The sequence below is a fragment of the Serratia sp. N21D137 genome (assembly GCF_047530005.1).
Classification (GTDB): Bacteria; Pseudomonadota; Gammaproteobacteria; order Enterobacterales; family Enterobacteriaceae; genus Chania; species Chania fonticola_B.
Genome location: NZ_JBLJAJ010000002.1, coordinates 83783 through 110435 on the forward strand (window position 1 = coordinate 83783; position 26653 = coordinate 110435).

Consider the following 26653-nt stretch of genomic DNA (forward strand, 5'->3'; position numbering starts at 1 on the left):
TTGGGGTGGGGGGCTAAAATTAGCGGATATGCATTTTTTAGCGGTAAAAATTGACGAATATCTAATTTATTACCGAATGAGGCGAGGGCGAGATAAATTTTCAGACATTTTGATGATCGATGTTTCCCCTCACCCCAACCCTCTCCCACAGGGAGAGGGAGCCAGCGCAGAGTCGTTGTCACGTGCAGAAGTTTGATCTGCAATAAGGGGGATGTTTAAGGCGAACCTTTGCTACTGAGGGAAGAACGCCAAAACATCAGCGAACTGGATCGGTCCCCTCTCCCTGTGGGAGAGGGTTAGGGTGAGGGGCCATTGCTTGCGGCTTAAAAAATGGTGATATCCGCCACGGAAGGGAAGATATGGCTCGGGCGGAACGGCATGGATTCAACATCGTCCAGGTTTGAGACACCAGACAGCACCAGCACGGTTTCCAACCCGGCCTGGAAGCCAGCCAGGATATCGGTGCGCAGGTTGTCCCCGACAATCACCGTCTCTTCCGAATGTGCCTGCATCTTGTTCAGCGCGGCGCGGATAATCCACGGGCTAGGCTTGCCGACATAAAACGGCTTACGGCCGGTGATCTTCTCGATCGGCGCACACAAAGCCCCACAGGCCGGTGTGAAACCATGGCCATGGGTATCCGGGTTGGTGGCAATAAAGCGTGCCCCGTTGTTCACGAAGAAGGCCGCTTTATGCATCATGTCCCAGTTGTAGGAACGGGTCTCACCCACGATCACGAAATCCGGGTTGATATCGGTGATGGTAAAGCCGGCTTTGTAGAGTTCGTGGATCAGTGCGCCTTCGCCCACCACATAGGCTTTTTTACCTTCCTGGCGGCGCAGGAAATCGGCCGTCGCCATCGCTGAGGTATAAAAAGCGCTTTCTGGCACGTCCAGGCCAGCGGCGGCAAAGCGGTTGGCCAGGTCCTGGGCGGTTTGCGATGGGTAGTTGGTTAGCACCACCAGCGGCATTCCCTGCTCCTGAATACGAGCCAGGAACAGATCGGCTCCAGGGATCGGGGTATTGTCATGCAGCAGCACGCCGTCGATGTCACATATCACGTTTTTGATAGTCATTGTTGCTGGTCTCATGATAAACGGCAGGGCAAAAAAGCCAGAAGTGCATCCCTGCCAAACAGGCAGTTTAACTTTCTAACAGCCGTTGGAGAAGTACACCGTTGAGCATTGCCCGTTTTGCCAGGGCAAAAGCGCCGATCGCTGAACGATGATTGAGTTCGGAAGTGACCACCGGCAGGTTTCTGCGGAAATCCTTCAGCACCTGGGTGTTGATGCAGCTTTGGATGGCGGGTAACAGCACTTTGTCCGCTTCGGTGATTTCACCGGCGATCACCACTTTTTGCGGGTTGAACAGGTTGATGGCGATGGCTACCGCCTTGCCCAGATAGCGGCCAACGTGTTCGATCACTTCGCTGGCCAGCAAATCTCCGCGATTGGCGGCTTTGCAGATGGCGGCAATGCTACAGTCTTCCAGCGTCATTTTGCTTGGGTAGCCCTGACTCAGCAGGTGGCGTACGCGTTGTTCGATAGCAGCGTTGGCCGCCACGGTTTCCAGGCAGCCGAAGTTACCGCAGTGGCAGCGCTCGCCGAGGGGATCGATTTGAATATGACCAATCTCCCCCACGTTGCCGTTATTGCCGAGGAAGATTTTGCCGTTGACGATGATCCCGGCCCCGGTGCCCCGGTGCAGGCGCACCAGAATGGAGTCTTCACAATCCCGGGTAGCCCCGAAGTAGTGCTCCGCCAAGGCCAGGCTGCGGATATCGTGGCCGACAAAACTGGTGACGTTGAAGCGTTGCTGCAGACTTTCGACCAACGCCCAGTTATCGACGCTGATGTGCGGCATATAGCGCACTACACCTAAAGCCGGATCGACCAGGCCGGGCAGGATCACGGCAATGGCGATCAGTTCGCGCAGTTTGCGCTGGTAGCTTTCGATAAACTGCGCAATGGCGTTGAGCAGTGCGTTTTCCAGTGTCTCCTGGGTGCGTTCCGGCAGAGGGTAGTGCTCCTCGCCGAGCGACTTACCGCCCATATCGTACAGGGTGATGGTGGCATCATGGCGGCCCAGGCGGACGGCAACGGTGTGGAAATTGCGGGTTTCACTGACAATGGAAATGGCACGGCGGCCACCGGTGGAGGCTTGCTGATCGACCTCTTTGATCAGCCCGCGCTCCAACAGTTGGCGAGTAATTTTAGTGACGCTGGCGGGGGCTAGCTGGCTGAGTTCGGCAATCTGAATGCGCGAGATCGGGCCTTGCTGGTCGATCAGGCGATATACTGCTGCGCCGTTAAGTTGCTTAACTAAGTCAACATTCCCTATTTGTGCTTGTCCGCCAGTGCTCATCAATAATTCTACTCGCTGTTCATGGATTAAACCTCGTTGCCGTTAACGAGGGTCTTGGTGATTTGGTAATCACGGGTAAAGGCGGTCAGGTTGGCGACCTTGCCTGCTTCGATGGTGCCTAAACGCTGTTCGACACCGATAGCGCGAGCCGGGTAGAGCGTTGCCATACGCAGCGCTTCGTCCAGTGCGATACCGACATGCTCTACGCTGTTCTGCACCGCTTCGATCATGGTCAGTGCGGAACCGCTCAGTGTGCCGTTTTCGTCAACGCACAGGCCGTCACGATAATAAATGGTTTTACCCGCGAAAATAAACTGATCGATATCCGCGCCTGCTGGTGCAGTAGCATCGGTGACCAGCACCAATTTATCACCTTTTACCCGCTTGGCGTTACGGATACTCGCCCAGGCCACGTGGTGCCCATCGGCAATGATGCCGGTATACACTTCTGGCGTGTCGAAGATCGCGCCCATCAGGCCCGGCTCGCGGCCACTGATGTACGGCATGGCATTGTACAGATGGGTGGCGAAGGTAATGCCTGCGGCGAAACCCACGCGTGCCTGATCGTAAGTGGCGTTGGAGTGGCCTGCGGACACCACGATCCCGGCGTCGCTCAGCTGTTTGATAAAGTGTGGTTCCACCATTTCTGGCGCCATGGTCACTTTGCTGATCACGTCGGCATTGGCACACAGGTAGTCGATCATCTCGCTGGTAGGCTTGCGGATAAACGCCGGGTTGTGGGTGCCTTTCTTCTCCAGGCTCAGGTACGGCCCTTCCAGATGCAGGCCAAGGGCCTGATTGGGATGGTTCTTCAGATAAGCGCGCATCACGTTGATGCCGTGCTTCATATAATCGTCGCTGCAGGTGATCAGCGTTGGCAGATAGCTGGTACAGCCGGATTTCTCGTTGGCATGCTGCATGATTTCCAGCGTGGTTTCCGAGATGGCTTCCAGTGAGTCGTTAAATTGCACGCCGCCGCAGCCGTTAAGCTGCACGTCGATAAAACCGGGGGCTAGGATGGCGCCACCCAGATCGCGCGTTTCGATGCCTGCTGGCAGCTCGGCCAGTGGGCAGACTCGTTCAATCAGGCCATCAGCAATCACTACCGCATGGTCATCAAGCACGTCGTGGCCGGTAAAAATCCGGCATTGGGTTAAAGCGAACATGTAGCCCCCTGCAAAAAATTAAAGACTATTAACGCTTTCCGCTTCCAACTCGCGGAAATACTTAACGGTTTTCACCTTCAGTTCCATGGTGGACGGTTCGTCACAAACTACCACGGCTTTGGCATGCAGCTGCAGGCAACTGATGGTCCACAGGTGGTTGATGCTGCCTTCCACTGCGGCTTCCAGCGCCTGTGCCTTGCCACGGCCAGTGACCAGGATCATCACTTCTTCCGCATCCAGCAGGGTACCTACGCCAACGGTCAGGGCATATTTTGGCACCTGGCTCACGTCACCGTCGAAGAAGCGGGAGTTGGCGATGCGGGTCTCTTCGGTCAGCGTTTTGATACGGGTGCGTGAAGCCAGTGAAGAGGCTGGTTCGTTGAACGCAATGTGGCCATCGAAGCCTACGCCGCCCATGAACAGGTTAACTTTACCGTAGGATTTCATCTTGGCTTCGTACTGACGGCACTCTTCGTCAACGTCTGGTGCGTTGCCGTTCAGCAGGTTGATATTTTCACGTGGGATATCAACGTGGTCGAAGAAGTTACGGTACATGAAGGTGTGGTAGCTTTCCGGGTGTTCCTGCGGCAGGCCAACATACTCGTCCATGTTGAAGGTCACGACGTGCTTGAAGCTGACTTCACCGGCTTTGTGCATCGCGATCAGGTGTTTGTAGGCTTCCAGCGGGGTGCCACCGGTTGGCAGGCCAAGGACGAACGGGCGATCTGCGGTCGGTTTGAAGGCGTTGATACGCTGAACGATATGGCGCGCGGCCCATTTGCCGACTTGAGTAGTGTCTTGTAGTGGGATAAGTCTCATCGTACACCTCTAGGTAGAATAAACTGTGTCTATACTGGTACGGGCAACAACCGTAGCTTAAAGCGTAACTCAGCTTTGTGAAGCGGGTATTCGGGATTACTGCTCGTTGATTTTTTGAATGATAAAATAAGTTTTGTGCGATGGCTAGCAATGTGGCGGTTTAACACTACTTTTTGGTGACATTTGTCACAAAAAAGGAGGTTTTAATTTGCGATACGAAATAATTTTTTTACACTCCGCATGAGTGATACGTGCCAAGCGTTATTTCTAAAAAGGTAGTGAGTTATCTCAATAAACTGCCAATAGGGTCCGGCATCGGACGAATAGGGGGAAAAGGTGAACATTCTTAGTTATTTACAAAAGGTGGGTCGGGCCTTGATGGTTCCGGTAGCCACACTGCCTGCCGCGGCCATCCTGATGGGTGTCGGCTACTGGATTGACCCGGTTAGCTGGGGTGGGGACAATGCTCTGGCAGCCTTGTTCATCAAATCTGGTGCGGCCATTATCGATCATATGTCGGTCCTGTTCGCCATTGGTGTGGCTTACGGTATGTCCAAAGACAAAGACGGTGCTGCTGCACTGACCGGTTTTGTCGGCTTCCTGGTAGTGACCACGCTGTGTTCACCTGCCGCCGTGTCAATGATTCAGAAGATCCCTCTCGATCAGGTTCCAGCCGCCTTTGGCAAAATTGAGAACCAGTTCGTGGGTATCCTGGTGGGTATCATTTCTGCCGAAGTCTACAACCGTTTCAGCGGTGTTGAACTGCCGAAAGCGCTGTCATTCTTCAGCGGCCGCCGTCTGGTGCCAATCCTGATCTCCTTCCTGATGATCCTGGTTGCCTTCATCCTGATGTACATCTGGCCGGTGGTGTTCAACGGTCTGGTCAGCTTCGGTGAACAGATCCAAAAGCTCGGCTCTGCCGGTGCCGGTATCTACGCTTTCTTCAACCGTCTGTTGATTCCGGTCGGTCTGCACCATGCGCTGAACTCGGTATTCTGGTTTGACGTTGCTGGTATTAACGATATTCCTAACTTCCTGGGTGGCTCGCAGTCTATCGAAGCGGGTAAAGCGACTGTCGGTATCACCGGCCGTTACCAGGCAGGCTTCTTCCCAATCATGATGTTCGGTCTGCCTGGTGCAGCACTGGCCATCTACCACTGCGCGCGTCCTGAGAACAAAGCGAAAGTGTTGGGTATCATGATGGCGGGGGCGTTTGCTGCCTTCTTCACCGGGATCACCGAGCCGCTGGAATTCTCCTTCATGTTCGTTGCGCCTGTGCTGTATGTGATCCACGCCATTCTGACCGGTATCTCCGTGTTCATCGCGGCCAGCATGCAGTGGATTGCCGGTTTTGGCTTCAGTGCCGGTCTGGTGGATATGGCGTTGTCAACGCGTAACCCACTGGCGACTCACTGGTACATGCTGATCCCGCAAGGCCTGGTGTTCTTCGCTATTTACTACGTGGTGTTCCGCTTCACCATCAAAAAATTCAACCTGATGACCCCAGGCCGTGAACTGGCGGTTGCCGGTGACGAAACCGACGGTTATGACGTGGATACCGCTGCGGGTAAAAACGAAGATGAAACCACTACCCTGGCTCGTCGCTATGTGAGCGCCATCGGGGGTTCTGACAACCTGACCGGGATCGATGCCTGTATCACCCGTCTGCGTTTGAACGTCAAAGATTCTGCGTTGGTGAACGATGCTCTGGCTAAACGCCTGGGTGCTTCTGGCGTGATCCGTCTGAACAAGCAAAGCGTGCAGGTGATTGTCGGGACTCGTGCCGAACTGATTGCCAGTGCGATGACTAAAGTGATTGCAGCAGGCCCGATAGCGGCAGCCTCTGCTCCAGCCGCCGCAGCCGCTGCGGCAGAAGTTAAACCGCAGGCCGTTCCTAACGTTGCTAAAACCGTGTTGGAAGCGCTGGTGGCGCCGGTAACCGGTGAAGTGGTGGCTCTGGATCAGGTGCCGGACGAAGCCTTCGCCAGCAAAGCGGTCGGTGACGGTGTGGCTATTCGCCCAACCGATAAAACCGTCGTGGCGCCAGCTGATGGCACCGTGGTGAAAATCTTCAACACCAACCACGCTTTCTGCCTGGAAACAGACAAGGGCGCGGAGATCGTCGTGCACATGGGTATCGACACCGTGGCGCTGAACGGTCAGGGCTTCAAACGCCTGGTGGAAGAGGGTGCTGAGGTGAAAGCAGGCCAACCTATCCTGGAAATGGATCTGGAATACCTGAACGCCAACGCGCGCTCGATGATCAGCCCGGTAGTGGTCAGCAATGCTGACGACTATGCTGGCCTGACGGCGCTGGCAACCGGCAATGTGGTTGCTGGTCAAACCAAGTTGTTTGAGATCCAGAAATAAGTTGGGTTTAACCCTGGCTCCGCCCGGGCGTTAAACGGGCGGTAAGCAGTATCAGCGGGAAAAGAGCGATCTTTTCCCGCTTTTTTTGTTTTTGCAGCACGGGAACTTGACGAATAACGGTTGTTTCTGGGCGCGGCTTATTGGAACATAGAAGGTTATATGTGTAGCGCTTTGCATTTGAGGAATAGTGACATGAGTGAGGCAGAAGCCCGCCCAACCAATTTTATCCGTCAGATCATTGATGAAGATCTGGCATCAGGGAAGCATACGTCGGTTCATACACGTTTCCCACCGGAGCCTAATGGCTATCTGCATATCGGCCATGCCAAGTCCATTTGCCTGAACTTTGGCATCGCCAAGGATTATCAGGGCCAATGTAACCTGCGTTTCGATGACACCAACCCGGTAAAAGAAGACATCGAATTTGTCGACTCCATCAAGCACGATGTGGAGTGGTTAGGCTTTACCTGGAGCGGCGACGTTCGTTATTCCTCGGACTATTTCGATCAACTGCACCAGTATGCGGTTGAGCTGATCAACAAAGGCCTGGCCTATGTTGACGAGCTTTCTCCCGAGCAGATCCGTGAATACCGTGGCTCGCTGACGGCTCCGGGCAAAGACAGCCCGTACCGTACCCGCACGGTTGAAGAGAACCTGGCGCTGTTTGAGAAGATGCGTAACGGCGAGTTTGCCGAGGGTACCGCTTGCCTGCGCGCCAAGATCGATATGGCCTCGCCGTTTATCGTGATGCGCGATCCGGTGATCTACCGCATCAAGTTTGCGGAACACCACCAGACCGGGAACAAATGGTGCATCTATCCGATGTACGATTTCACCCACTGCATTTCCGATGCGCTGGAAGGGATCACCCATTCGCTGTGTACCCTGGAGTTCCAGGATAACCGCCGTCTGTACGACTGGGTGCTGGATAACATCACCATCCCTTGTCATCCGCGTCAGTACGAGTTCTCACGCCTGAATCTCGAATACGCCATCATGTCCAAGCGTAAGCTGAGCCAGCTGGTGACCGAGAAGATCGTTGAAGGCTGGGATGACCCACGTATGCCAACCGTGTCCGGCCTGCGTCGTCGTGGCTATACGGCCGCCTCTATTCGCGAGTTCTGCCAGCGTATCGGCGTCACCAAACAGGATAATAACGTCGAGATGATGGCGCTGGAGTCCTGTATTCGTGACGATCTGAATGAGCACGCACCGCGCGCCATGGCCGTGCTGGATCCGGTGAAGGTGATCATCGAGAACATGTCGCAAGACGTGGAAATGGTGACCATGCCTAATCACCCGAACCAGCCGGAGATGGGCAGCCGTGAAGTGCCGTTCAGCCGCGAAGTGTATATCGATCGTGCAGACTTCCGTGAAGAAGCCAACAAGCAGTACAAACGTCTGGTGCTGGGCAAAGAAGTGCGCCTGCGCAATGCGTATGTGATCAAGGCTGAACGCGTAGAGAAGGATGCAGAGGGTGAAATCACCACCATTTTCTGCACCTACGATCCCGATACGCTGAGCAAAGATCCTGCCGATGGCCGCAAGGTGAAAGGCGTGATCCACTGGGTGTCTGCTGCACACGCCTTACCGGCAGAAATTCGCCTGTACGATCGTCTGTTCAGCGTGGCTAACCCGGCGGCGGCAGAGGACTTCCTCGCCACCATCAACCCGGAATCGCTGATTATCAAGCAAGGCTTTGTTGAGCCAAGCCTGGCAACTGCCCAGCCGGAGAAAGCCTACCAGTTCGAGCGTGAAGGCTATTTCTGCGCCGACAGCCGCCATTCTACGGCCGATCGTTTGGTGTTTAACCGCACCGTAGGCCTGCGTGACACCTGGGCCAAGATTGGCGCTTAAGCTTAGCCAAGCCTAGCGTGTTTCCTTGCCTGTTTGTCTCTTGATCGGATCTTCTGGTCAAGAGACATCTTCTGTTTTGCTTTGAATGCTACCCTCATGTCGTTTCCCTTCCCGCTGACTGTCCCTGATTTTGGTCATTTGGCCTGCGTGCTGTTAACTGTCACTATAAGCCCATAATAAAATCAGGGTAATAAACTCGCGGGATTTATCTGGCCTGCATTTTATTTTGCGTAAATTTTGAGTCGCTCACCTTGGCTTATTCCTATTACTAAATATCGAAATAACGAAAGGTTGCGACCACTTATACTTATATTTTTGCGCTCTGCGTATTAGCCATAAACTTATTGATCTGCGTTAGTTGATCGGCTATTCTTGCCCGAAATACAGGGTGGTAAATAATAATCAGCATGCTTTAATAAAGGCATATTTCATTGTGTCTTTATACTAAGCATGGTTATTTTCTATCAAGATAGATAATGCCAAGGCTGATTTATACTCACTATATAAGGATTATGTTGTGAAAAAGCTTACTGTTTCTCAAGCCAACTCAATCGTCGGCGGTACCTGTAAAACCTGTACGACCAAATATGTCGCCTCTGGTTTCAAGTGCAATATGGTAACAACCTGTACCGACAAAACCGGTAAAGTCATCAGCCAGGACTCTAAACCTACTGCGCTGGCCAATTGCGGTATTATTGAGCAGTAATACTGAGTAAAGGTTTCCTGCTGCCACCGTCCTTACTACCCTTGAATAGAGGGTTATTGAGTCCGAGTTACGCTCAAGCCTGTGTCCAGTAAGGGCGGGTAACGTGGACCCTTATTCAGCGTTTACTTCAGTGCTGATGCGACTTTTTCGTGTCAGCCTGTTTCGCAACGATAAAGCTAATTAGCAGGCCTTTTTAGGACGAGTTTTTATGTTCAGAACCCCTCTGTTTATTACCCTGTATACGTTAGTGGTTATTATTGTTTCATCACTTATGACGACAGCCTATTTTCACTATTTTGTATTGAATACTAGTGACGATCAGCAAAGCCTGATCGCTTTCGATAATAATAAGGTTAATAATAGTCCGATCAAAGAAGGCAATACCCTTATCGAACTCTTCTCTTATGGCTGCCACTACTGCGCCCTGAATGAAGAAAACCTGGATAAGCTGGAAGCGCGGATGCCTGCCGGGAGCAAGTTGGTCCGTTTGCATATCAATAACGAGCAGATGAATGGTTTGGCCAGTTTTTCCTCGTTGTTTGCGACGTTAACGGTAATGGGCATTGAACCGCAGCACCGTCAAAGCGCCTATGACGCAATTATCCGGGACAAGGTCGATCTGAGTAACCCTAAAAATCGTGATATCTGGCTGCAGGAGCAAAATATCGATCCCGCGGAGTACGCCCGTGTTAGCCAGACCCCGCAGGTGAAAGCCTTGCTGAGCTATATGACCGAGGTCTCCCGCTATTACAACATAGACGCAACGCCGAGCTTTATCGTCAACAGGAAATGGTTGGCACTGCAGGATCGTGAGTTCCCAGCGTTTGCTGATCACCTGTTGTCGCTGTTACAGCATGACAAACCGCTGGAGCCCTAATGCGTTTCTTTGCTGTATGGGCCTATCTGGCATGGCGAAATAGCCTGGCAACGCTGATGCGTAGTCTGGCACCTTTGCGCAAAGCACAGAGAGGTGCCGTCTGTTGGTTATTGCAGCACGGTGATTATCGTTGGTTTCTGGTGCTGGCGGCGTGGGGCAGAAGGTTGCGGCTGGGAGACCGAGGGGAGCGTAGGCGTGCTTTTGTGGCCGCCGCCAATAAGCAGTGCTTGCTTGGCGATGGCCGTAAATTGGATTTTGCCGGGATGAGCTATCGTCGGCGGCTATTGGATCTGGCGGCTACCTATGGGCAAAGCCCACAGATACAGGCTCAGATGGAGCGTTGTAAAGCGCAGTTGAATGCCGTGGTGGAGCCTTTGCATCAAGCCGGTTCGCCGGTGGTGCTAGCTCCGTTGCATATGGTTTCCGATGTGTTGGCCGGGATGGTTGGGGGGGCGGCTTTCCCTGGTCAGGCAACGGTGATCGTTTCCAGCAGTGTGGAAATCTATCAGGAACAAGTCCGCCAGCTAGGGAAGGTCAATCTTGCTTATTGTTCGATCCATGACGATAGCCGGGAAATTGCCGGCAACCTGATGGCGGCGATCATGGAGGCCGCGGATCATCGGCGCAACATCATGATCTTCCCTGATATCACCCCTGATTACACCGTCAATGCCAATACGGCGGCAACGGCAAAACTACCTTGTCGGCTTTTTGATCGCCCTGCCAATCTGCACAGCGGAGTGATACGCATTGCCCGGGCGTTATCGGCGCAGGTGGTTTTTTATTACCTGTATTACGACCAGGAACTCAAAATCCATATTGAGCCACCGGTGCAGGCTCGCAGCCTGAAGGCCAGGCTGCCGGAAATCATTGAAGCGTCGATAGCTCGGCATCCTGAAGACTGGCTGTTATGGCACTCGCATTCGTTATTTTTTATCAATGAATAATCTGGAAATTGAAGAAGTCAGATCATGGAAAAGATAATCCCGACGCAGGTTTTTCAAGGTGAAACCAATGAGTGTGGGTTGGCCTGCATCGCCATGCTGGCGCAGACGCAGGGCATCGATGCCCCGCTGGAGAACTTGCGTGAACGCTATCCAGCGTCGCAGCATGGCACCTCGTTGACCACGTTATGTACCATTCTCTCTGAGCTGGCCATACCCGCTTACCCGGTGATTTTCGACCATGGGGAGCTGGCGGAGCTGCCCCTGCCTGCCATTTTACACTATGGTGCCAGCCACTATGTGCTGCTGGCGTACCGCCAAGGCAACTATGTCTGCGTGATGAACCCTGCGATAGGCCAGCAGCTGTTGCCCATCGATGCATTAAAACTGGAAATCAGCGGCTACGCGCTGGTGCTGGACAGTGAAAGACAACCCGACCCAAAGGCACAGGCTGATAAAAAGCGCAGTACGGGTTTTAAAGCCCTGGAGTGCATGAGCCTGAAAGAGACCGCCAGGATGCCGGGTATCTATCGGCTGATGGTGCTGGCCTTTCTGATTTCCTTAACCCTGTTCATCATGCCGACGATGGTAGGCAGCGCCATCAATCAGGTTTACTCCTCGGCGGGTGACGCCGACTTCCCGTATTTCTATTTCCTGCTGGCGTTTTTTGTTTCTACCCTGCTGGCCTTCGCCGTGCGTTGGGTTACGGAGCGGTTTATCAAACGCTTTGTGGTGGTCAACAGCGTTGCCGGTTTCTCGCGGTTACTCGGTAATTCGCTCAACTTCTTTGCCAAACGCGCACCGGGCGACGTGTTCAGCCGCTTTTCCAACTGGCAGCTTGCGTCCGGCATCAAGATTGAGCTGGATAACGGCCTGCGTACCGATTGGATTATCGGCGCTATCGCGTTAGGCGTCATGTGTTACATGAGCCCGCTGCTGGCGATGGTCTCTGGCGTTGGCGTGACGCTAATGGGATTGATCAGCATCTGGGCCATCTATCGCGATCGCTATTACACCCAGCAGTTGCAGGTAAAAACGGCGGAGCAAAGCGATTTTATTCTGGAAAGCATTCAGGGTTTTTCCACCATCAAATCCGCTGGGCTGGACAGCCAGCGCAAAAGCGTGTTTGCCCGCTACGCGCTGTCTCTGTTTACCTGCCAGCAGCAGCAGAGGATCTATGAGCAGGTCAAAAGCAGCCTGTATCAGCTGATCGGCAGCCTGGAGATGGTGTTTTTCATGCTGCTGGCGTTGCCATTGTTGAAAAAGGGGGTCCTGACGCTGGGGGAGTTTTTTGCCTACAGTTTTGTGCGGGAGATTTTCACCTCGTATATCACCAAAATATTCTACGCCATTTTGCAAAAGAACCAGCTGCACGTCATTGATACCCGTGCGCGGGATCTGTTTCCTTCCAGTTCAGAGCATGAAGCGGCACCTAAAACGCTCCCGCAGTTCAGCTCTCGGTTGAGTTTTCGCCATATTGTCTTTGCCTACGATGCCCAGTTGCCGGTGCTGCATGATTTGTCGATATCGCTGCAACCCGGCCAACGGATTGCCATTGTCGGTGAGTCGGGGACGGGCAAAAGCACGCTGCTGAAAGTGATGACCGGCCTGATGGCTCCGCAGCAAGGTGAGGTGGTGGTCGATGGTCAACCGGTCGATTATCGGCAGCTACACACCTTGTTCTTCCTGCAAAGTCAGGAAGATATTTTGTTCAATGCCTCGGTGCTAGAGAACATCACGCTGTTTGATGAGAACGTGGATGAGCATCAACACCAGCGGATTAAACGTTCCCTTGAGGGGCTGAATCTGCACTCGGTCGTTGAAAAACTGCCGGGTGGCCTCAACGCCCTGATCCGTGAAAGCCATGCCGGGTTGTCCCTGGGGCAGCGCCAACGCCTGTTATTGGCACGGGCAATGTACAGCAATTGCCCGGTGCTGGTGCTGGATGAACCCACGGCCAACCTGGATGAAAATACGGCGCATCAGGTGATGACGACCTTGCTTGCCCATTGCCGTGAACATCAAAAAACGCTGATCACCGTGACACACAGCGAAAGCGTGCTGTCGATGTTTGATCGGGTTTATCGCATGGACAATGGGGGGATGGCGCAGGTTGATACCCTGTTCGCATCGCAACCAGACCTGACAGCGGCAGCATACTCATGAAAATTAAAATGACAGGGACGAAGTTGCTGATGGTGGTGTTGGCATTGGCCGCATTGAGCGGTGCGGTTGTCTGGTATTTCATGACGCCAACATCAGAGGGTGCCCTCAATACTGCCGAAATTACCCGTGGTGACATTGAGAAAACGGTGCTGGCTACCGGGGTACTTAAACCGTTGCTGCAAGTCAGCGTCGGGGCGCAGGTCAACGGGCAACTGCAAAAGCTGTATGTGAAACAGGGGGATCGCGTCACTCGCGGGCAACTGTTGGCGGAGATTGATCCTACGTTGCAGCAGAATGCGCTGCGTAAATCAGAAGCGGCATTACAAAGCGCGCAGGCGCAGAAACAGGTCACTCAGGCGATGCTTAAACAGTATCAGCAGGAACTGACCCGGCAGCGCAGAATGGATCGCGAAGGCTCTGGCATAAAAAGTGAGTTGCAGAAAGCCCAGGCCCAGCTCCAGACGCAGGTCGCCCAGCTAAAGGTGAATGATGCCCAAATCGTTCAAGCGCAGATGGAGCTGGAAACGGCCCGCGCCAACCTGGGCTTTACCCGCATTGTCGCGCCGATTGATGGTGAAGTGTTGGGGATTGTCACCAAAGAGGGGCAAACCATTGTCTCTTCTCAAACCGTACCCACCATTTTGGTGTTGGCGGATGTCGATACCATGTCAGTGCATACCCGTATTTCAGAAACGGACATCCTCAAGGTTCGCGTTGGGCAGCCACTGTGGTTTTACGTGGTTGCCGATCCGAAAAAGCGCTATGAGAGTGTGATGGGATCGATCCAGGAAGCGCCTGGCGAGGCCTTGCTGGACGACAGCCTCGCGACGTCCTCCAGCCAACAAGCCTCTGCGGTGTATTACAACGGCGTATTTGTGATCGCCAACGCCCAGCGTTTGCTACGAACCTCAATGACTGCCCAGGTGTTTATCATCACCGAACAGGCCAGGAATATCCTGCGAGTGCCGGTTGCCGCCTTTGGTGCACAGCGGGATGCAGACCGCTATCAGGTGCAGGTGATGAATGGCAAGCAGCTTGAGCTACGTTGGGTCCGTATTGGGCTTAATGACCGGCAGTTTGCCGAAGTCAAAGAAGGGCTCAACGAGGGAGATCGCGTGGTGTTGAGCTCCTCGGTGACGGGAAGCGATCATCATGGCTGAACATAATGAGCCTGTGATCGCCCTGCGCGGCGTATCCCGCCATTTTGTGTCCGGATTGCAGACGGTGGCGGTGTTGAAATCTATCTCACTCACCATTCAGCGGGGTGAAATGGTGGCGATCATTGGCGCTTCCGGCTCGGGGAAATCCACGCTGATGAATATTATCGGCTGCCTGGATAAGCCGACGCAGGGGGAAATGTCCATCAAGGGTATTTCCACCCCCCAGGCCAGTAGCGAACAGTTGGCTCAATTACGCAGCCAGTACATTGGATTTATTTTCCAGCGCTATCATCTGATGCCGTACCTCAGCGCCGCTGAAAACGTCGCCATCCCGGCTCTGTATACGGCGATGCCGACGGCTGAACGTCAGCAACGGGCCGAGTATTTACTGACCCGGCTTGGGTTGCAGCAGCGTATCCATTACAAACCGGCCCAGCTTTCCGGTGGCCAGCAACAGCGGGTCAGTATTGCCCGGGCACTGATGAACGGGGCGGAAATCATTCTGGCTGACGAACCGACGGGGGCGCTCGATCGTGCCAGCGGCCAGGAGTTAATGGGGATCCTGCACGCGCTGCACCAGGCAGGACACACTCTGATTATCGTGACCCATGATCGTGATATCGCCAACCAGGCACAGCGCATCATTGAAATCAGCGACGGTGAGATTATTTCCGACAAGGCCAATCATGCCGTCGCGCCGTTGGAGGCCCCGCCAGCGCTGCCGGTTGCGGTGGCTACTGGCCGTACAAGGTTTTGGCAAAGCGTGAAAGAGGCCGTCAAGATGGCCTGGCGGGCCTTGTTGGGGCACCGCGCCCGGGCCTTTCTGTCGATGCTGGGTATCATCATCGGTATCTCTTCGGTGGTGTCATCCATGGCGGTCGGGGAAGGGGCTAGGCAAAGTATTCTCAATGAAATCAGCCAGCTGGGCACCAGTACGCTGGAGATCCGGCCGGGACTGGGCTGGGATAATCTCCGCCCCGATTTTGCGCGGGCGCTCACGGTGGCCGATGTCGAACTGCTGGCGGAGCAACCTTATGTCGATAGCGTGTCGCCGTTGGTCAGCAATACGGTAAAAGCGGTACGTGGAGGCAAGCAGGCCATGGTGTCGATTTCCGGCATCAGCAACGCGTATTTTCGCGTGCAGGGCCTGCATTTCCTCTCCGGCAACGGCTTTACCGGGCGCGATCTGGACGAGCGTGAGCCGGTGGTGATCATCGATCCAGAACTGCGCGCCACGCTGTTTGAGCCAGATGAGTTGCCCGAGGGGGAGATCATCCAGTTGGCGGGGACGCCTTACCGGGTGATCGGTATTGCCGAGCGTAAAGGCGGCAAGTTCAGCGGCATGATGCTTGGGGCGTGGATGCCTTACACCGCGTTGCTGGAGCGGATGTCCGGCAATATGCCGATCGAATCGATAACCCTGCGGGTCAATGACGGCATTTCATTGCGTGAGGTGCAAGGCCGGGTAGAAGCATTACTGGAGCAGGCGCATGGCCAGCGTGACTTTTTCACCCAGACCAATGACCAGATGACGCAGGCCATCCGCAAGGCGTCGGACTCCATGACGCTGCTAATCACCGCCATCGCCGGAATTTCCCTGCTGGTGGGGGGCGTTGGCGTGATGAATATCATGCTGGTCTCCGTGACGGAACGAACCCATGAGATCGGCATCCGCCTGTCGGTTGGGGCGCGTCCTGCGGATATTATGCGCCAGTTCCTGATCGAAGCGATGGTGATCTGCGCGCTGGGCGGGCTGATTGGCATTATCGGTGCCGGGCTGGCCGGGGTGATTTTCTCCTGGGTAACGCAGGAGTTTTCCATGATCTTTACCTGGCCACCGATGGTGCTGGCCTGCGGATTCTCGGCGCTGATCGGCCTGGGGTTTGGCTTTTTCCCAGCGCGTAATGCAGCGCGCCTTCACCCTACGGAGGCGCTGGCACGCGAATGATGATGGGCAAACTTCCCTGGACACTGCTATTCCCCTTGTTGCTGACGGGGTGTGGCTCATTAGTCAAAAGCGACTATCAGCAACCCATGCTTTCTGTGCCCTCCGAATGGCGGCAGCAGGAGAGCGGGGCAGGTTATTTACAGCACAGCCAACGCTGGTGGGACAGCTTTGACGATCCACAGCTCTCGACACTGATTGGTCGGGTGCTGACCAGTAACAACGATCTGGCGATTGCCGGATTGCAGCTACAGCAGGCGCGGCTGGCTGCGGGGTTAACGAATACCAACCTGACGCCGGACGTGGTGGTTAGCGGCGGCGCAAGCAATGAAAAAAACCTGCGCAGCAATACCACCCCGACGGAGTCTTACCGCACCTCGCTGGATCTGAGCTATGAACTGGATTTGTGGGGCAAGCTGGCGCGGGCCAGAGAGCAGGCTCAGTGGCAGGTTGAGGCCTCGGAGCAGGATCGGCAAAACACCGCGCTGATATTGATCGGTGATACCGCGCGCTATTACTGGCAGATCGCCAGCTTCAATCAGCAGATCACGCAACAGCAAACCGGGCTGCAAATCAGTAAGCAGACGCTCGACATGGTGCAGTCCCGTTACGCAGCAGGCGCGGCTGGGCAACTTGATGTATTGCAGGCGCAGCAATCGGTGCTCGAGCGTGAAAACCGTCTGCGCCTGTTGCAACAACAGCGCGAGGAGGCCCGCAACGCGTTGGCCATCCTGTTCAACCGTTCGCCCACCGATCGTCAGGTAGAGCGATCTTCTCTGGACACCCACCAGGATGTACCGATAGCCAAGATGCTGCCGGTTGAGGTTATCGCCCGCCGCCCGGATGTGAAAGCGGCGGAAAGCCAGCTGCGCGCGGCGTTGGCAGGTTCGGATGTGGCCCGCCTGGGCTTTTATCCGACGCTTTCGCTGAGTGCTTCACTCGGGGCTGCCAGTCATGTTTTCCAGCAGTGGTTCAGTAACCCGGCCAGAACACTGGGCGCTAACGCTGCCTTACCGTTTGTGGAATGGAACACCGTACAACTGACCATCGAAAAGTCGGATCTGGATGTCAGGCAGGCGGCGATTGTGTTTCGCAGCACGGTCTACAGCGCCTTATCCGATGTGGATAACGCCATGACGCAGCGGCTTGGCTATCAGCAGCAAAGAAAAAACCAGCAGCAGAATCTGCAGCTAGGCCAGCAGCGTTTAGCGCTGGCGACTAGCCAATACCAGGCGGGAGCCGTTTCTTTCCAGACTCTGCTGGATGCAGAAGATGCCCTGCTGACCATTGAAAATAATCTGGCGGATCTGCAGTACGGTTACCTCAATGCCACCATGAAACTCTGGCTGGCACTGGGCGGCGGTGTGACAAAAGACAATGACAGGGAAAGGGGAAATCATGAATAAAGGTTTAATGCCGCGCCGAGTGGTGGTCACCGGTTACGGGGCGGTGACGCCGCTGGGAATGAATGCAGCGCAAAGCTGGGCGGCGATCATGGATTATCAGCTAGGTTACCGTTATTACGATAAATCCAGCGTCGGGATCCAGTCGCGTTTTCTGGGGGTGATCGACGAGGAGCCTAGCTTGAAAGGGGTTCCTGCGGCGATCCGTCGCCGTCTGCCGCGTTTTGCCCGGCTGGTGTTGGCAGCGGCCCGTGAGGCTATGGGCATGGCGTTTCAGGGCGACAGCCCGGCGGCCCATTACGATCTGCTGGAGTGCGGCACGATTATGGGCAGCGGCTGGGCGGGGCAGGATGAAACCCATATGAATTATGAAGGCTATCTGCGCACGGGTTTGGGGTCACCGTTTGGCTGTTTCCTGTCGATGCCGAATGCGGCTACGGCGGCGTGCAGCCTGTTCTGGGGCCTGCGCGGTTATCAAAACAGCCCGATTGCGGCCTGTGCGACCGGGACGATCGCCATCGGTGATGCTTTTGAGGTGATCCGCAGTGGTCGCGCCTCCATGATGCTTGCCGGGGCCGGGGAGTCGCTGCGTACCGATGCCGCAGTGTGGAACATCGACATCCTTCGTGCGTTGGCGAGCGAGCAGGAAGATATCCGCAAGGCCTGCTGCCCGTTCAGCCTGGATCGCAACGGTTTTGTGCTATCCGAAGGGGCGGCCGTTTTGTGCCTGGAGGAGCGGGAAGCCGCGCTGGCTCGCGGGGCAACTATCCTTGGCGAAATCAAAGGTTACGGTAATTATTCCGATGCCGTCGATTTTACTGCCCCCGCCGAAGACAAGCTTGCCCGGGTCAAGACTATCGCGCGAGCATTGGATCAGGCGGGATTGGCGGCGGCGGATATCGACTATATCAATGCGCATGGCACTTCTACGCCGCTCAACGATCTGAACGAAACACAGGCCATCAAACTGGCCTTCGGTGAAGCCGCTTTTAGCACACCGCTTTCCAGCACCAAATCTTACTCCGGGCATCTGATTGCGGCGGCGGGCAGTTTTGAATCCATTATTTGCCTGCAAGCCATGCAGCATCAGGTGATGCCCGCGACCTGTCACCTGACGAATGCCGATCCACAATGCGATCTGGATTACATCGGTGAGGGGCATCGCTCTGCAGCGTTACAAAATACGCTGAATCTGAGCTTTGGTTTTGGCGGTGCCAATGCGGCCTTGGTCATCGGGCAGGCATGAGCATGGACCTCACTTATACCGTGCAAGATGCTGAAGCCTGGGCCGCATTTTCTGGCGATTACAATCCGATCCATTTTGATCTGCAACAGGCGCGCAAAATCGGTGTGGCGAAGCTGAGCGTACATGGGATGCGTGCGATGCTGGATATGAAACGCCACCTGAGCACAGCCCTGCTGGCTGCAGCGCCGGATCAGGATGGCTATACCTTCCGCGCACGTTTGCGCCAGCCAGTGTTGTGCCAGACGTCCTATCAGTTGCAGATAGCCAGCAAGGGAAGCTCGGTGACCGGTACGTTGCTGGACAGTACCAAGCAGGAACGCTGTTTTAGCAGCACGCTGACTTCGGCACCACTCTTGCCATTGAGTGTTGGCGTGAAGGAACACTCGCTGACGATGGCTGAAGTGATGGCATTAGCCCGCCGATTTCCCGGAGAGGTCTCGGATATCACTCAGACTTGGGGGTTCTTTGATGCGCTGTTATTTCAGCTGTTGGTGCAATCGCCGGCAACGCTGGCGACGCTGAGCGCAGCGTTTCCCGAACTGGCTGCCGAGACGCTGCTCGACGTGTTCGCGCAGATCCCGGTGGTGCAGACACACCATGAGACCCACTTTAGCGCCCAGCTTTTTACTCCCGATCCCCATTTTCACCTTGCCGAGCGGCTGTACTACCAGATTTCGCCAATGTTGATCATGGGGGATAAACACAGCGGCTGGGTGTTACGGGCGGAGATCCAGGCTAACACGCTGTCGCAACCGCTGATAACAACGGCAGTCACCTTGAAAACCTGGCCGTTGGCCAGTTAAAAACATAAGGATATACCATGGAAAAGTACCAACAAATTTACCTCACCGTCAGCGAAATGATCTGTGACGCCAAAGATCTCGAGATGGACGACCTCTCGCCAGAGATGCCCTTGCATCAGCTAAAACTCGATAGCCTGGATTACGTCGAACTGATGGTGCTGGCCAAGCGTGAATTTGGCGCCACGTTGAGTGCCGAAATGTTTATCGATAAACCCAATATGACACTGGGTGAACTGTGCCAATCTCTGGCCGAACAGCATAAATAAGCCTATGACCAGACAATGGGTTTTAGTGACCGGCGGTAGCCGGGGGATTGGCCGCGCGCTGGTGGAAGAGTTGGCCAAACGGTGGAACGTGGTGCTGACCTGCCGTAGCGATCGATCGCCCTCAGCCGAGGTGATTGAGGCCTGTGCCGGCTTGCCTGGCTGGGTGGAAAGCGTTGTTTGCGATGGCAGTGATGAGCAGGCGGTGAACCTTGTAGCACCAGAACTGTTGATCCGCCTCGGAGCGCCTGTGGCGGTGATCCATAATGCAGGGATCACCCAAGACAGTTTGCATATCCAACAAACTAGCGAGCGCTGGCGGCAAGTGATCGACACTAACCTCAATGCCGTATTCTACTGGAACCGGCACCTGCTGCCAGCCATGATGGGGCAGGGGGAAGGAGCTATCGTACTGATGTCTTCGGTAACGGGGATCAAGGGCAATGTGGGGCAGACGGCATACGCTGCCAGTAAATCGGCGATGATAGGCCTGGCCAAGTCGCTGGCGTTGGAGGTGGCGCGCTTTAACATCCGGGTGAATTGCCTGCTGCCGGGGATCATTCACAGCGAGATGACAGACGCGATCCCACCGGAGGCGCTGAAGGCGCTGCGCAAACAAATCCCGCTGCGGCGTTTGGGCAAGGCCAGCGAGGTCGCCAGGGCGGCTGTATTTCTGATCGGCGATGACAGTCGTTATATGACAGGACAGAGCCTGATCCTCGACGGAGGGTTAACTGCCTGACCCACTTGGGACGAACATGTTCGTCCCCTACAAATTTCCGCACCTAGTCCCGTGCACACAAGCTGCACCCTTTTCGGCTTTCTTTATCCCTAAAACCAACCCTCCCTTGCGCTGTTGTTAGCGGTGATCACGCTTGTTTTTTTCTAAGAATTAACTTGGTTATCACTGCGTGTCATTTTTCATCATCTCGACTTATATATTCGCGATGCGAATTAATATCATTTATAGAGCGCTCTCATTTTTAGCGCCAATCGGCGTTTTTCGCTTGCTGAAACCTTTCAATCCACAGGGAATTAGCTTTTTTAAGATTTTATTATCTGATTTTATTGGGAATTATTTATAAATAGTGACCTTACTCATTATTGTAACGAATTATCATCAATGTGTGCACCTTGTCATACTTTGACAAATCTCTCTCACTTTTCATTTGATAATTCGCGTCGCGAAAAATAGTCTAGCTACAGTATCAAGGCCGAGGTGAATTTTATCACCCGGCACAATTTTACCCGATTAGGGTTTTTATATTAGCGACCGTGCAGGGCAGTGGTGAACGCAGGCGGGCGCACTTTAAAGTCAAAGTCAAAGAGGAATTTTCTTATGGGTACGCACGGTGCTCAGCGTAAAACGCTGGCGCTCGCAGTCGCGGGTGCACTATTAGGAAGCGGATTCGTTCTGGCCCCAGAAGCGCAAGCGGAAGGGTTTATCGACGATTCTACGCTGACCGGTGGGGTCTATTACTGGCAACGTCAACGCGATCGTAAAGACGTTGAAACCGGTGATTTTAAAACCAACCTCTCTCACTCTACCTGGAACGCCAACCTGGATTTCACCTCCGGCTATGCGGCGGACATGTTTGGTCTCGATGTGGCGGCGTTCACCGCCATCGAAATGGCCGAATCCAGCGAGAGTGGCCACCCGAACGAAATCGCGTTCTCCAGCCGTAACCGTACCTATGACGAAGATTACTCCGGCGATAAAAGCGGTATCAGCCTGTATAAAGCGGCCGGTAAGTTCAAGTATGGCCCGGTCTGGGCGCGTGCCGGTTATATCCAGCCAACCGGGCAAACGTTGCTGGCCCCGCACTGGAGCTTTATGCCGGGTACCTACCAGGGGGCTGAAGCCGGTGCCAACTTTGACTATGGCGATTCAGGTGCGTTGAGTTTCTCCTACATGTGGACCAACAAGTACAAGGCGCCTTGGCACATCGAGATGGACGATTTCCGTCAGAACGATCGCAAGACCAACGTGTCCTACCTGCACTCGCTGGGTGCCAAATACGATTTCAAAAACGACCTGGTGCTGGAAGCCGCGTTTGGCCAGGCGCAAGGCTACGTGAATCAGTATTTCACCAAGGCGTCTTACAAGTTTGACCTGGCTGGCAACCCAATGACCACCAGCTACCAGTTCTACGGCGCAGAAGACCGCATCGGTGATAATCGCGATCCGAACAGCATCTATGATGGTCTGGCATGGTTGCAGGCGCTGACCTTCGGTTATACCACCGGCCAGTTCAACTGGCGTCTGGAAGGCACCATGGTCAAGGCGGAAGGTAACCAAGGCTTCTTCCTGCAGCGTATGACCCCGACCTACGCCTCATCAAACGGCCGCCTCGATATCTGGTGGGATAACCGCTCCGACTTTAACGCCAACGGCGAAAAAGCCGTGTTCGGTGGCGTGATGTATGACCTCAGCAATTGGAACCTGCCTGGCATGGCCGTCGGCGCTTCCTACGTTTACGCCTGGGACGCCAAGCCAAGCACCAACCCGATATACGATCAGAGCCAGCGTCTGAGAGAGAGCGCTTACAGCCTGGATGCGATGTACACCATGCAGGACGGGCGCGCCAAAGGCACCCTGTTCAAACTGCACTTCACGCAGTATGACAACCATTCCGATATCCCAAGCTGGGGCGGAGGTTACGGCAACATCTTCCAGGATGAGAAAGACGTCAAATTCATCGTTATCGCACCGTTCACCATCTTCTAATGCGCCTCCCCGGTGGCCAGGCTGCCGGGGAAATGCCACAGGACTTTAACCATGAAAAAACTGATGCTGATTATGGTCGCGGTTGCCGGGCTTAGCGCCTGCTCGCAGTCGGCCGCGCCACCGGAAGACGTCAAGCTGCGCCAAGCCTACAGCGCCTGTATCAATACCGCGGAAGGTTCACCAGAGAAATTGCAGGCCTGCCAGGCGGTGCTGAACGTGTTGAAGCAAGAGAAACAGCACCAACAGTTCGCTGAGCAGGAAACCGTGCGGGTGCTGGATTACCAAAGCTGCATCCAGGCCGCCCATACCGGCAATGGCCAGGCGTATGACGCCAAATGCGGCAAGCTGTGGAAAGAAATTCGCGCTAACAACAACTGATTACGCAAGAGGTTGCAGATGAACAAGTTTAAGATGAGTGCTCTCGCCGCCCTGACGGCTACCGTTGGGTTATTGGGCAGCGTGGGTTCTGCCATGGCCAACCAGCAGGTGGTTGATCAACTCAGCCAGTTGCAGGTCAATCTGAAGATGTTGGACAACCGTGCCGCCGAGAACGGCGTAGACTGTGCCAAGCTGGGTGCCGACTGGGCGTCCTGCCACAAGGTGCTGATCACCTTGACCAACGGCAATCAGGAAATCAAAGATAAAGACTGGGCGATCTATTTCCACAGCCCGCGCCAGACGCTGAAGGTCGATAACGACCAGTTCAAAATCACCCACATTACCGGCGATCTGTATAAGCTGGAACCGACGGACAAATTCACCAGCTTCCCGGCCAATCAGGCGGTGGAAATCCCGATTATCGCTGAATACTGGCAGCTGTTCCGCACCGACTTCCTGCCGCGCTGGTATGCCACTTCCGGCGATGCTCAGCCGAAGATCCTGTCGAATACCGATACGGAAGATGTTCACCAGTTTGTTGCCCCGTTCACCGGCGACCAGTGGAAGCGTACCAAGGATGACAACAACATTCTGATGGTGCCGGAAAGCCGCTTCACCAAGAACCAGGATCTGAAAGTGTTGCCGATGGCATCGCTGCGTGGGCAAATCATCCCAACCCCGATGGAAGTTAAAGTCCATGCTAAGGATATTGACCTGAGCAAAGGCGTGGCGCTGGAACTGAGCGCCTTGACCAAGCCAGCGGCAGATGCCGCAGCCGAGCGTTTTGCACTGCTGGGCATTGAGAGCCAGGCGAACGGTTATCCAATCAAGACGGATATCAAGCCAGCGGCATTCAAAGGCGATCAGGCCGTGCCTGGTGCCTACCAGCTGAAGATCGGCGAGAAAGGTGCCGAGATCGTCGGTTTCGATCAGACTGGGGTGTTCTATGGTCTGCAATCCATCCTGTCGTTAATCCCTTCGGATGGCAGCAAGAAGATCGCGACGCTGGATGCCAAAGATGCACCGCGCTTCCAATACCGCGGCATCTTCCTGGACGTGGCGCGTAACTTCCACCAAAAAGACGCCGTATTACGCCTGCTGGATCAAATGGCAGCCTACAAGCTGAACAAATTCCACTTCCACCTGACCGATGACGAAGGTTGGCGCATTGAGATCCCTGGCCTGCCTGAGTTGACCGAAGTGGGAGGCCAGCGTTGTCATGACCTGAGCGAGACCACCTGCCTGATGCCACAATATGGCTCTGGCCCGGCACCGCACGGTGGCTTCTTCTCCCGTCAGGACTATATCGACATCGTTAAATATGCTCAGGCACGCCAGATTGAAGTGATCCCTGAGATCGACATGCCGGCGCACGCCCGTGCGGCGATTATTTCCATGGAAGCTCGCTATAAGAAGCTGCTTGCCGAAGGGAAAGAGAAAGAGGCCAACGAGTTCCGCCTGGTGGATCCGACCGATACCTCCAACACTACCTCGGTGCAGTACTTCAACCGTCAGAGCTACCTGAACCCATGCCTGGATTCGTCCAAAAACTTCGTGGACAAAGTGATTGGCGAAGTGGCCCAGATGCACAAAGAGGCCGGTCAGCCGCTGAAAACCTGGCACTTTGGTGGGGACGAAGCGAAGAACATCCGTCTGGGTGCTGGCTATACCGATGTGAAAAACCCGGAAGCGGGCAAGGGCATCCTCGATCTGAGCAAAGAAGACAAGCCGTGGGCCAAGTCGCAGGTTTGCCAGGCCATCATCAAAGACGGCAAAGTGGAAGATATGGAACACTTGCCAAGCTACTTCGGTCTGGAAGTCAGCCAGTTGGTGAAAGCACACGGCATTGACAGAATGCAGGCGTGGCAGGACGGCCTGAAAGATGCCAAAGACTCGAAGGCCTTCGCGACCAACCATGTGGCGGTGAACTTCTGGGATACCCTGTACTGGGGTGGTTTCGACTCGGCTAACGACTGGGCGAACAAAGGCTATGACGTGGTGATCTCTAACCCGGACTACGTCTATATGGACTTCCCGTATGAAGTCAGCCCGGACGAGCACGGTTACTACTGGGGCACCCGTTTCAGCGACGAGCAGAAGATCTTCAGCTTTGCACCGAATAACCTGCCGCAGAACGCCGAAACTTCGGTGGACCGTGACGGTAACCACTTCACCGCCAAGAGCGATAAACCTTGGCCGGGCGCATACGGTCTTTCCGCCCAACTGTGGAGTGAAGTGGTGCGTACCGACCAGCAGATGGAATACATGATTTACCCACGTGCCGTGTCGCTTGCAGAACGTGCATGGCACCGCGCCAGTTGGGAGCAGGATTACAAAGCTGGTCGTGAGTACAAAGGTGGCGAAACCCATCAGGTCGATACCAAAACCCTTGATAAGGACTGGCTGCGCTTTGCCAACCTGATTGGCCAACGTGAGCTGGCCAAGATGGATAAAGCGGGGGTGAGTTATCGCCTGCCGGTCCCTGGTGCACGCATCATCGGTGGCAAGTTGGAGGCGAATATTGCTCTGCCTGGCCTGGGAATTGAATATTCCACCGACGGCGGCAAACAGTGGCAGCGTTATGACGATAAAGCGCGCCCTGCGGTAGCGGGAGATGTGCAAATCCGCGCGATTAGCCCGGATGGCAAACGCTTCAGCCGTGCCGAGCCAGTAAAAGCGTAAGTGAGAACTCCGCCCGCCTACGTGTCGGTAGGTGGGCTGAGATAGTGCGAGGTGAGAGAAAACTGCAATTGTGATAATTGAGTGGATATTTTTCCCCGGGCCTGTCCGGGGATTTTTTTATCTGTCATTTAGGCATAAAAAAACCGCCGTGTAGGCGGTTTTCGCGTTCTGGCGGGCCAGGATCAGTTCTTGTTGTGCAGCGTTTCGTTCTCGCGGCAATCACCGGTTTCACAGTGGCCGTACAGGTACAGGCTGTGGTTGGTGAGCTTGATACCGTGTTGCTTGGCGATATCGCGCTGACGCACTTCGATGGATTCGTCGCTGAACTCGATCACTTTGCCGCAGTCCAGGCAAATCAGGTGATCGTGGTGGTGCTGCTGAGTCAGTTCGAAAACCGACTTGCCACCTTCAAAATTGTGGCGGGTCACAATACCTGCGTCGTCAAACTGGTTCAGCACGCGGTATACCGTGGCCAGGCCAATTTCTTCACCCATATCTATCAGTTTTTTGTACAGATCTTCCGCACTGACGTGATGGCATGCCGGATCCTGCAAGACTTCCAGGATTTTGAGTCGCGGAAGAGTGACTTTTAAGCCAGCCTTCTTCAATGCGGAGTTGTTATCAGTCATGCGGATTCAGTCCTGTTACTATGCTAATCAAGTTGAGGCGTTCTCGCCTATGGCATCGGTTGGCACAAAGCGTTAATTGCGTCTCATTATAGAACCGGTTGCTGCAAATAGAAACCGCCGGTTGTTAACAAACATATCTTTGCACGT

General features: G+C 54.6%; 21 protein-coding genes. 16 read left to right on the forward strand and 5 right to left on the reverse strand.

Annotated elements, in window-relative coordinates:
• Positions 1-323 precede the first annotated feature (323 nt).
• The 4 genes from ACMV5H_RS02225 to nagB all read right to left on the reverse strand — a co-directional run bounded on the left by ACMV5H_RS02225 (position 324) and on the right by nagB (position 4349).
• On the reverse strand, positions 324-1076 hold the full coding sequence (locus ACMV5H_RS02225) for an HAD-IIA family hydrolase (protein WP_021805320.1): 753 nt from the start codon (positions 1074-1076) through the stop codon (positions 324-326).
• 67 nt (positions 1077-1143) lie between these two features.
• The gene (gene nagC / locus ACMV5H_RS02230; protein WP_147281002.1) at positions 1144-2364 is read right to left on the reverse strand and encodes a DNA-binding transcriptional regulator NagC; all 1221 of its coding nucleotides are present in this window, start codon (positions 2362-2364) and stop codon (positions 1144-1146) included.
• Between the two features lie 26 nt (positions 2365-2390).
• Complete coding sequence (nagA, locus tag ACMV5H_RS02235) at positions 2391-3530, reverse strand: N-acetylglucosamine-6-phosphate deacetylase (protein ID WP_414821388.1); 1140 nt, start codon at positions 3528-3530, stop codon at positions 2391-2393.
• Positions 3531-3548: 18 nt separating this feature from the next.
• Positions 3549-4349: a glucosamine-6-phosphate deaminase gene (nagB, locus tag ACMV5H_RS02240; protein ID WP_021805317.1), complete on the reverse strand. Its 801-nt coding sequence runs from the start codon at positions 4347-4349 to the stop codon at positions 3549-3551.
• Positions 4350-4685: 336 nt separating this feature from the next.
• Here nagB and nagE point away from each other — a divergent pair, with 336 nt between their 5' ends.
• From nagE to ACMV5H_RS02320, 16 genes are all read left to right on the forward strand, one after another.
• The gene (gene nagE, locus ACMV5H_RS02245; RefSeq protein WP_414821389.1) at positions 4686-6719 is read left to right on the forward strand and encodes an N-acetylglucosamine-specific PTS transporter subunit IIBC; all 2034 of its coding nucleotides are present in this window, start codon (positions 4686-4688) and stop codon (positions 6717-6719) included.
• A 192-nt stretch (positions 6720-6911) separates the two neighbouring features.
• Complete coding sequence (gene glnS / locus ACMV5H_RS02250; RefSeq protein ID WP_021805315.1) at positions 6912-8576, forward strand: glutamine--tRNA ligase; 1665 nt, start codon at positions 6912-6914, stop codon at positions 8574-8576.
• 517 nt (positions 8577-9093) lie between these two features.
• The gene (locus ACMV5H_RS02255; RefSeq protein ID WP_021805314.1) at positions 9094-9282 is read left to right on the forward strand and encodes a DUF4762 family protein; all 189 of its coding nucleotides are present in this window, start codon (positions 9094-9096) and stop codon (positions 9280-9282) included.
• Between the two features lie 208 nt (positions 9283-9490).
• Complete coding sequence (locus ACMV5H_RS02260) at positions 9491-10159, forward strand: thiol:disulfide interchange protein (RefSeq protein ID WP_414821390.1); 669 nt, start codon at positions 9491-9493, stop codon at positions 10157-10159.
• Positions 10159-11106, forward strand: coding sequence for an ABC transporter (locus ACMV5H_RS02265; RefSeq protein ID WP_209523547.1), 948 nt, complete (start codon positions 10159-10161; stop codon positions 11104-11106). Before ACMV5H_RS02260 ends, ACMV5H_RS02265 begins: the two co-directional genes overlap by 1 nt.
• A 24-nt stretch (positions 11107-11130) precedes the next feature.
• A complete protein-coding gene (locus tag ACMV5H_RS02270) occupies positions 11131-13269 on the forward strand; it encodes a peptidase domain-containing ABC transporter (protein WP_021805311.1) in 2139 nt (712 codons plus the stop codon).
• Between the two features lie 8 nt (positions 13270-13277).
• On the forward strand, positions 13278-14429 hold the full coding sequence (locus ACMV5H_RS02275; RefSeq protein WP_094982727.1) for an efflux RND transporter periplasmic adaptor subunit: 1152 nt from the start codon (positions 13278-13280) through the stop codon (positions 14427-14429).
• A complete protein-coding gene (locus ACMV5H_RS02280) occupies positions 14422-16377 on the forward strand; it encodes an ABC transporter permease (RefSeq protein ID WP_414821391.1) in 1956 nt (651 codons plus the stop codon). The genes ACMV5H_RS02275 and ACMV5H_RS02280 overlap by 8 nt, the downstream gene beginning before the upstream one ends.
• Positions 16374-17780: an efflux transporter outer membrane subunit gene (locus tag ACMV5H_RS02285; protein WP_414821392.1), complete on the forward strand. Its 1407-nt coding sequence runs from the start codon at positions 16374-16376 to the stop codon at positions 17778-17780. The genes ACMV5H_RS02280 and ACMV5H_RS02285 overlap by 4 nt, the downstream gene beginning before the upstream one ends.
• A complete protein-coding gene (locus tag ACMV5H_RS02290; protein WP_414821393.1) occupies positions 17773-19023 on the forward strand; it encodes a beta-ketoacyl-[acyl-carrier-protein] synthase family protein in 1251 nt (416 codons plus the stop codon). Before ACMV5H_RS02285 ends, ACMV5H_RS02290 begins: the two co-directional genes overlap by 8 nt.
• A gap of 2 nt (positions 19024-19025) precedes the next feature.
• Positions 19026-19826, forward strand: a complete 801-nt coding sequence (locus ACMV5H_RS02295) for a MaoC/PaaZ C-terminal domain-containing protein (protein ID WP_115158762.1) — start codon at positions 19026-19028, stop codon at positions 19824-19826.
• A 17-nt stretch (positions 19827-19843) separates the two neighbouring features.
• Positions 19844-20092 carry an acyl carrier protein gene (locus ACMV5H_RS02300; RefSeq protein WP_021805305.1) on the forward strand — a complete coding sequence of 83 codons (249 nt, stop codon included), beginning with the start codon at positions 19844-19846 and terminating at the stop codon, positions 20090-20092.
• A gap of 4 nt (positions 20093-20096) precedes the next feature.
• Positions 20097-20831 (forward strand): SDR family oxidoreductase, encoded by a 735-nt coding sequence (locus tag ACMV5H_RS02305; protein WP_094982659.1) that lies wholly within the window; start codon positions 20097-20099, stop codon positions 20829-20831.
• Positions 20832-21428: 597 nt separating this feature from the next.
• Positions 21429-22817 (forward strand): chitoporin ChiP, encoded by a 1389-nt coding sequence (chiP, locus tag ACMV5H_RS02310; RefSeq protein WP_021805303.1) that lies wholly within the window; start codon positions 21429-21431, stop codon positions 22815-22817.
• Positions 22818-22868: 51 nt separating this feature from the next.
• The gene (chiQ, locus tag ACMV5H_RS02315) at positions 22869-23195 is read left to right on the forward strand and encodes a ChiQ/YbfN family lipoprotein (RefSeq protein WP_021805302.1); all 327 of its coding nucleotides are present in this window, start codon (positions 22869-22871) and stop codon (positions 23193-23195) included.
• An 18-nt stretch (positions 23196-23213) separates the two neighbouring features.
• Positions 23214-25877, forward strand: coding sequence for a beta-N-acetylhexosaminidase (locus ACMV5H_RS02320; RefSeq protein WP_209530131.1), 2664 nt, complete (start codon positions 23214-23216; stop codon positions 25875-25877).
• A gap of 182 nt (positions 25878-26059) precedes the next feature.
• On the opposite strand, the gene fur is transcribed toward ACMV5H_RS02320, so the two are convergent.
• On the reverse strand, positions 26060-26506 hold the full coding sequence (gene fur / locus ACMV5H_RS02325) for a ferric iron uptake transcriptional regulator (RefSeq protein WP_021805300.1): 447 nt from the start codon (positions 26504-26506) through the stop codon (positions 26060-26062).
• Between the last annotated feature and the right edge of the window lie 147 nt (positions 26507-26653).

Excerpts from the sequence above, each read along its gene's own strand:
- ACMV5H_RS02305 (WP_094982659.1), top strand. The coding sequence starts at position 20,097 with ATGACCAGACAATGGGTTTTAGTGACCGGCGGTAGCCGGGGGATTGGC.
- ACMV5H_RS02290 (WP_414821393.1), top strand. The coding sequence starts at position 17,773 with ATGAATAAAGGTTTAATGCCGCGCCGAGTGGTGGTCACCGGTTACGGG.
- ACMV5H_RS02260 (WP_414821390.1), top strand. The coding sequence starts at position 9,491 with ATGTTCAGAACCCCTCTGTTTATTACCCTGTATACGTTAGTGGTTATT.
- nagA (WP_414821388.1), bottom strand. The coding sequence starts at position 3,530 with ATGTTCGCTTTAACCCAATGCCGGATTTTTACCGGCCACGACGTGCTT.
- ACMV5H_RS02275 (WP_094982727.1), top strand. The coding sequence starts at position 13,278 with ATGACAGGGACGAAGTTGCTGATGGTGGTGTTGGCATTGGCCGCATTG.
- glnS (WP_021805315.1), top strand. The coding sequence starts at position 6,912 with ATGAGTGAGGCAGAAGCCCGCCCAACCAATTTTATCCGTCAGATCATT.
- chiQ (WP_021805302.1), top strand. The coding sequence starts at position 22,869 with ATGAAAAAACTGATGCTGATTATGGTCGCGGTTGCCGGGCTTAGCGCC.
- ACMV5H_RS02300 (WP_021805305.1), top strand. The coding sequence starts at position 19,844 with ATGGAAAAGTACCAACAAATTTACCTCACCGTCAGCGAAATGATCTGT.
- ACMV5H_RS02270 (WP_021805311.1), top strand. The coding sequence starts at position 11,131 with ATGGAAAAGATAATCCCGACGCAGGTTTTTCAAGGTGAAACCAATGAG.
- nagC (WP_147281002.1), bottom strand. The coding sequence starts at position 2,364 with ATGAGCACTGGCGGACAAGCACAAATAGGGAATGTTGACTTAGTTAAG.
- chiP (WP_021805303.1), top strand. The coding sequence starts at position 21,429 with ATGGGTACGCACGGTGCTCAGCGTAAAACGCTGGCGCTCGCAGTCGCG.
- ACMV5H_RS02225 (WP_021805320.1), bottom strand. The coding sequence starts at position 1,076 with ATGACTATCAAAAACGTGATATGTGACATCGACGGCGTGCTGCTGCAT.
- ACMV5H_RS02265 (WP_209523547.1), top strand. The coding sequence starts at position 10,159 with ATGCGTTTCTTTGCTGTATGGGCCTATCTGGCATGGCGAAATAGCCTG.
- ACMV5H_RS02280 (WP_414821391.1), top strand. The coding sequence starts at position 14,422 with ATGGCTGAACATAATGAGCCTGTGATCGCCCTGCGCGGCGTATCCCGC.
- ACMV5H_RS02320 (WP_209530131.1), top strand. The coding sequence starts at position 23,214 with ATGAACAAGTTTAAGATGAGTGCTCTCGCCGCCCTGACGGCTACCGTT.
- fur (WP_021805300.1), bottom strand. The coding sequence starts at position 26,506 with ATGACTGATAACAACTCCGCATTGAAGAAGGCTGGCTTAAAAGTCACT.
- ACMV5H_RS02285 (WP_414821392.1), top strand. The coding sequence starts at position 16,374 with ATGATGATGGGCAAACTTCCCTGGACACTGCTATTCCCCTTGTTGCTG.
- nagB (WP_021805317.1), bottom strand. The coding sequence starts at position 4,349 with ATGAGACTTATCCCACTACAAGACACTACTCAAGTCGGCAAATGGGCC.
- ACMV5H_RS02295 (WP_115158762.1), top strand. The coding sequence starts at position 19,026 with ATGGACCTCACTTATACCGTGCAAGATGCTGAAGCCTGGGCCGCATTT.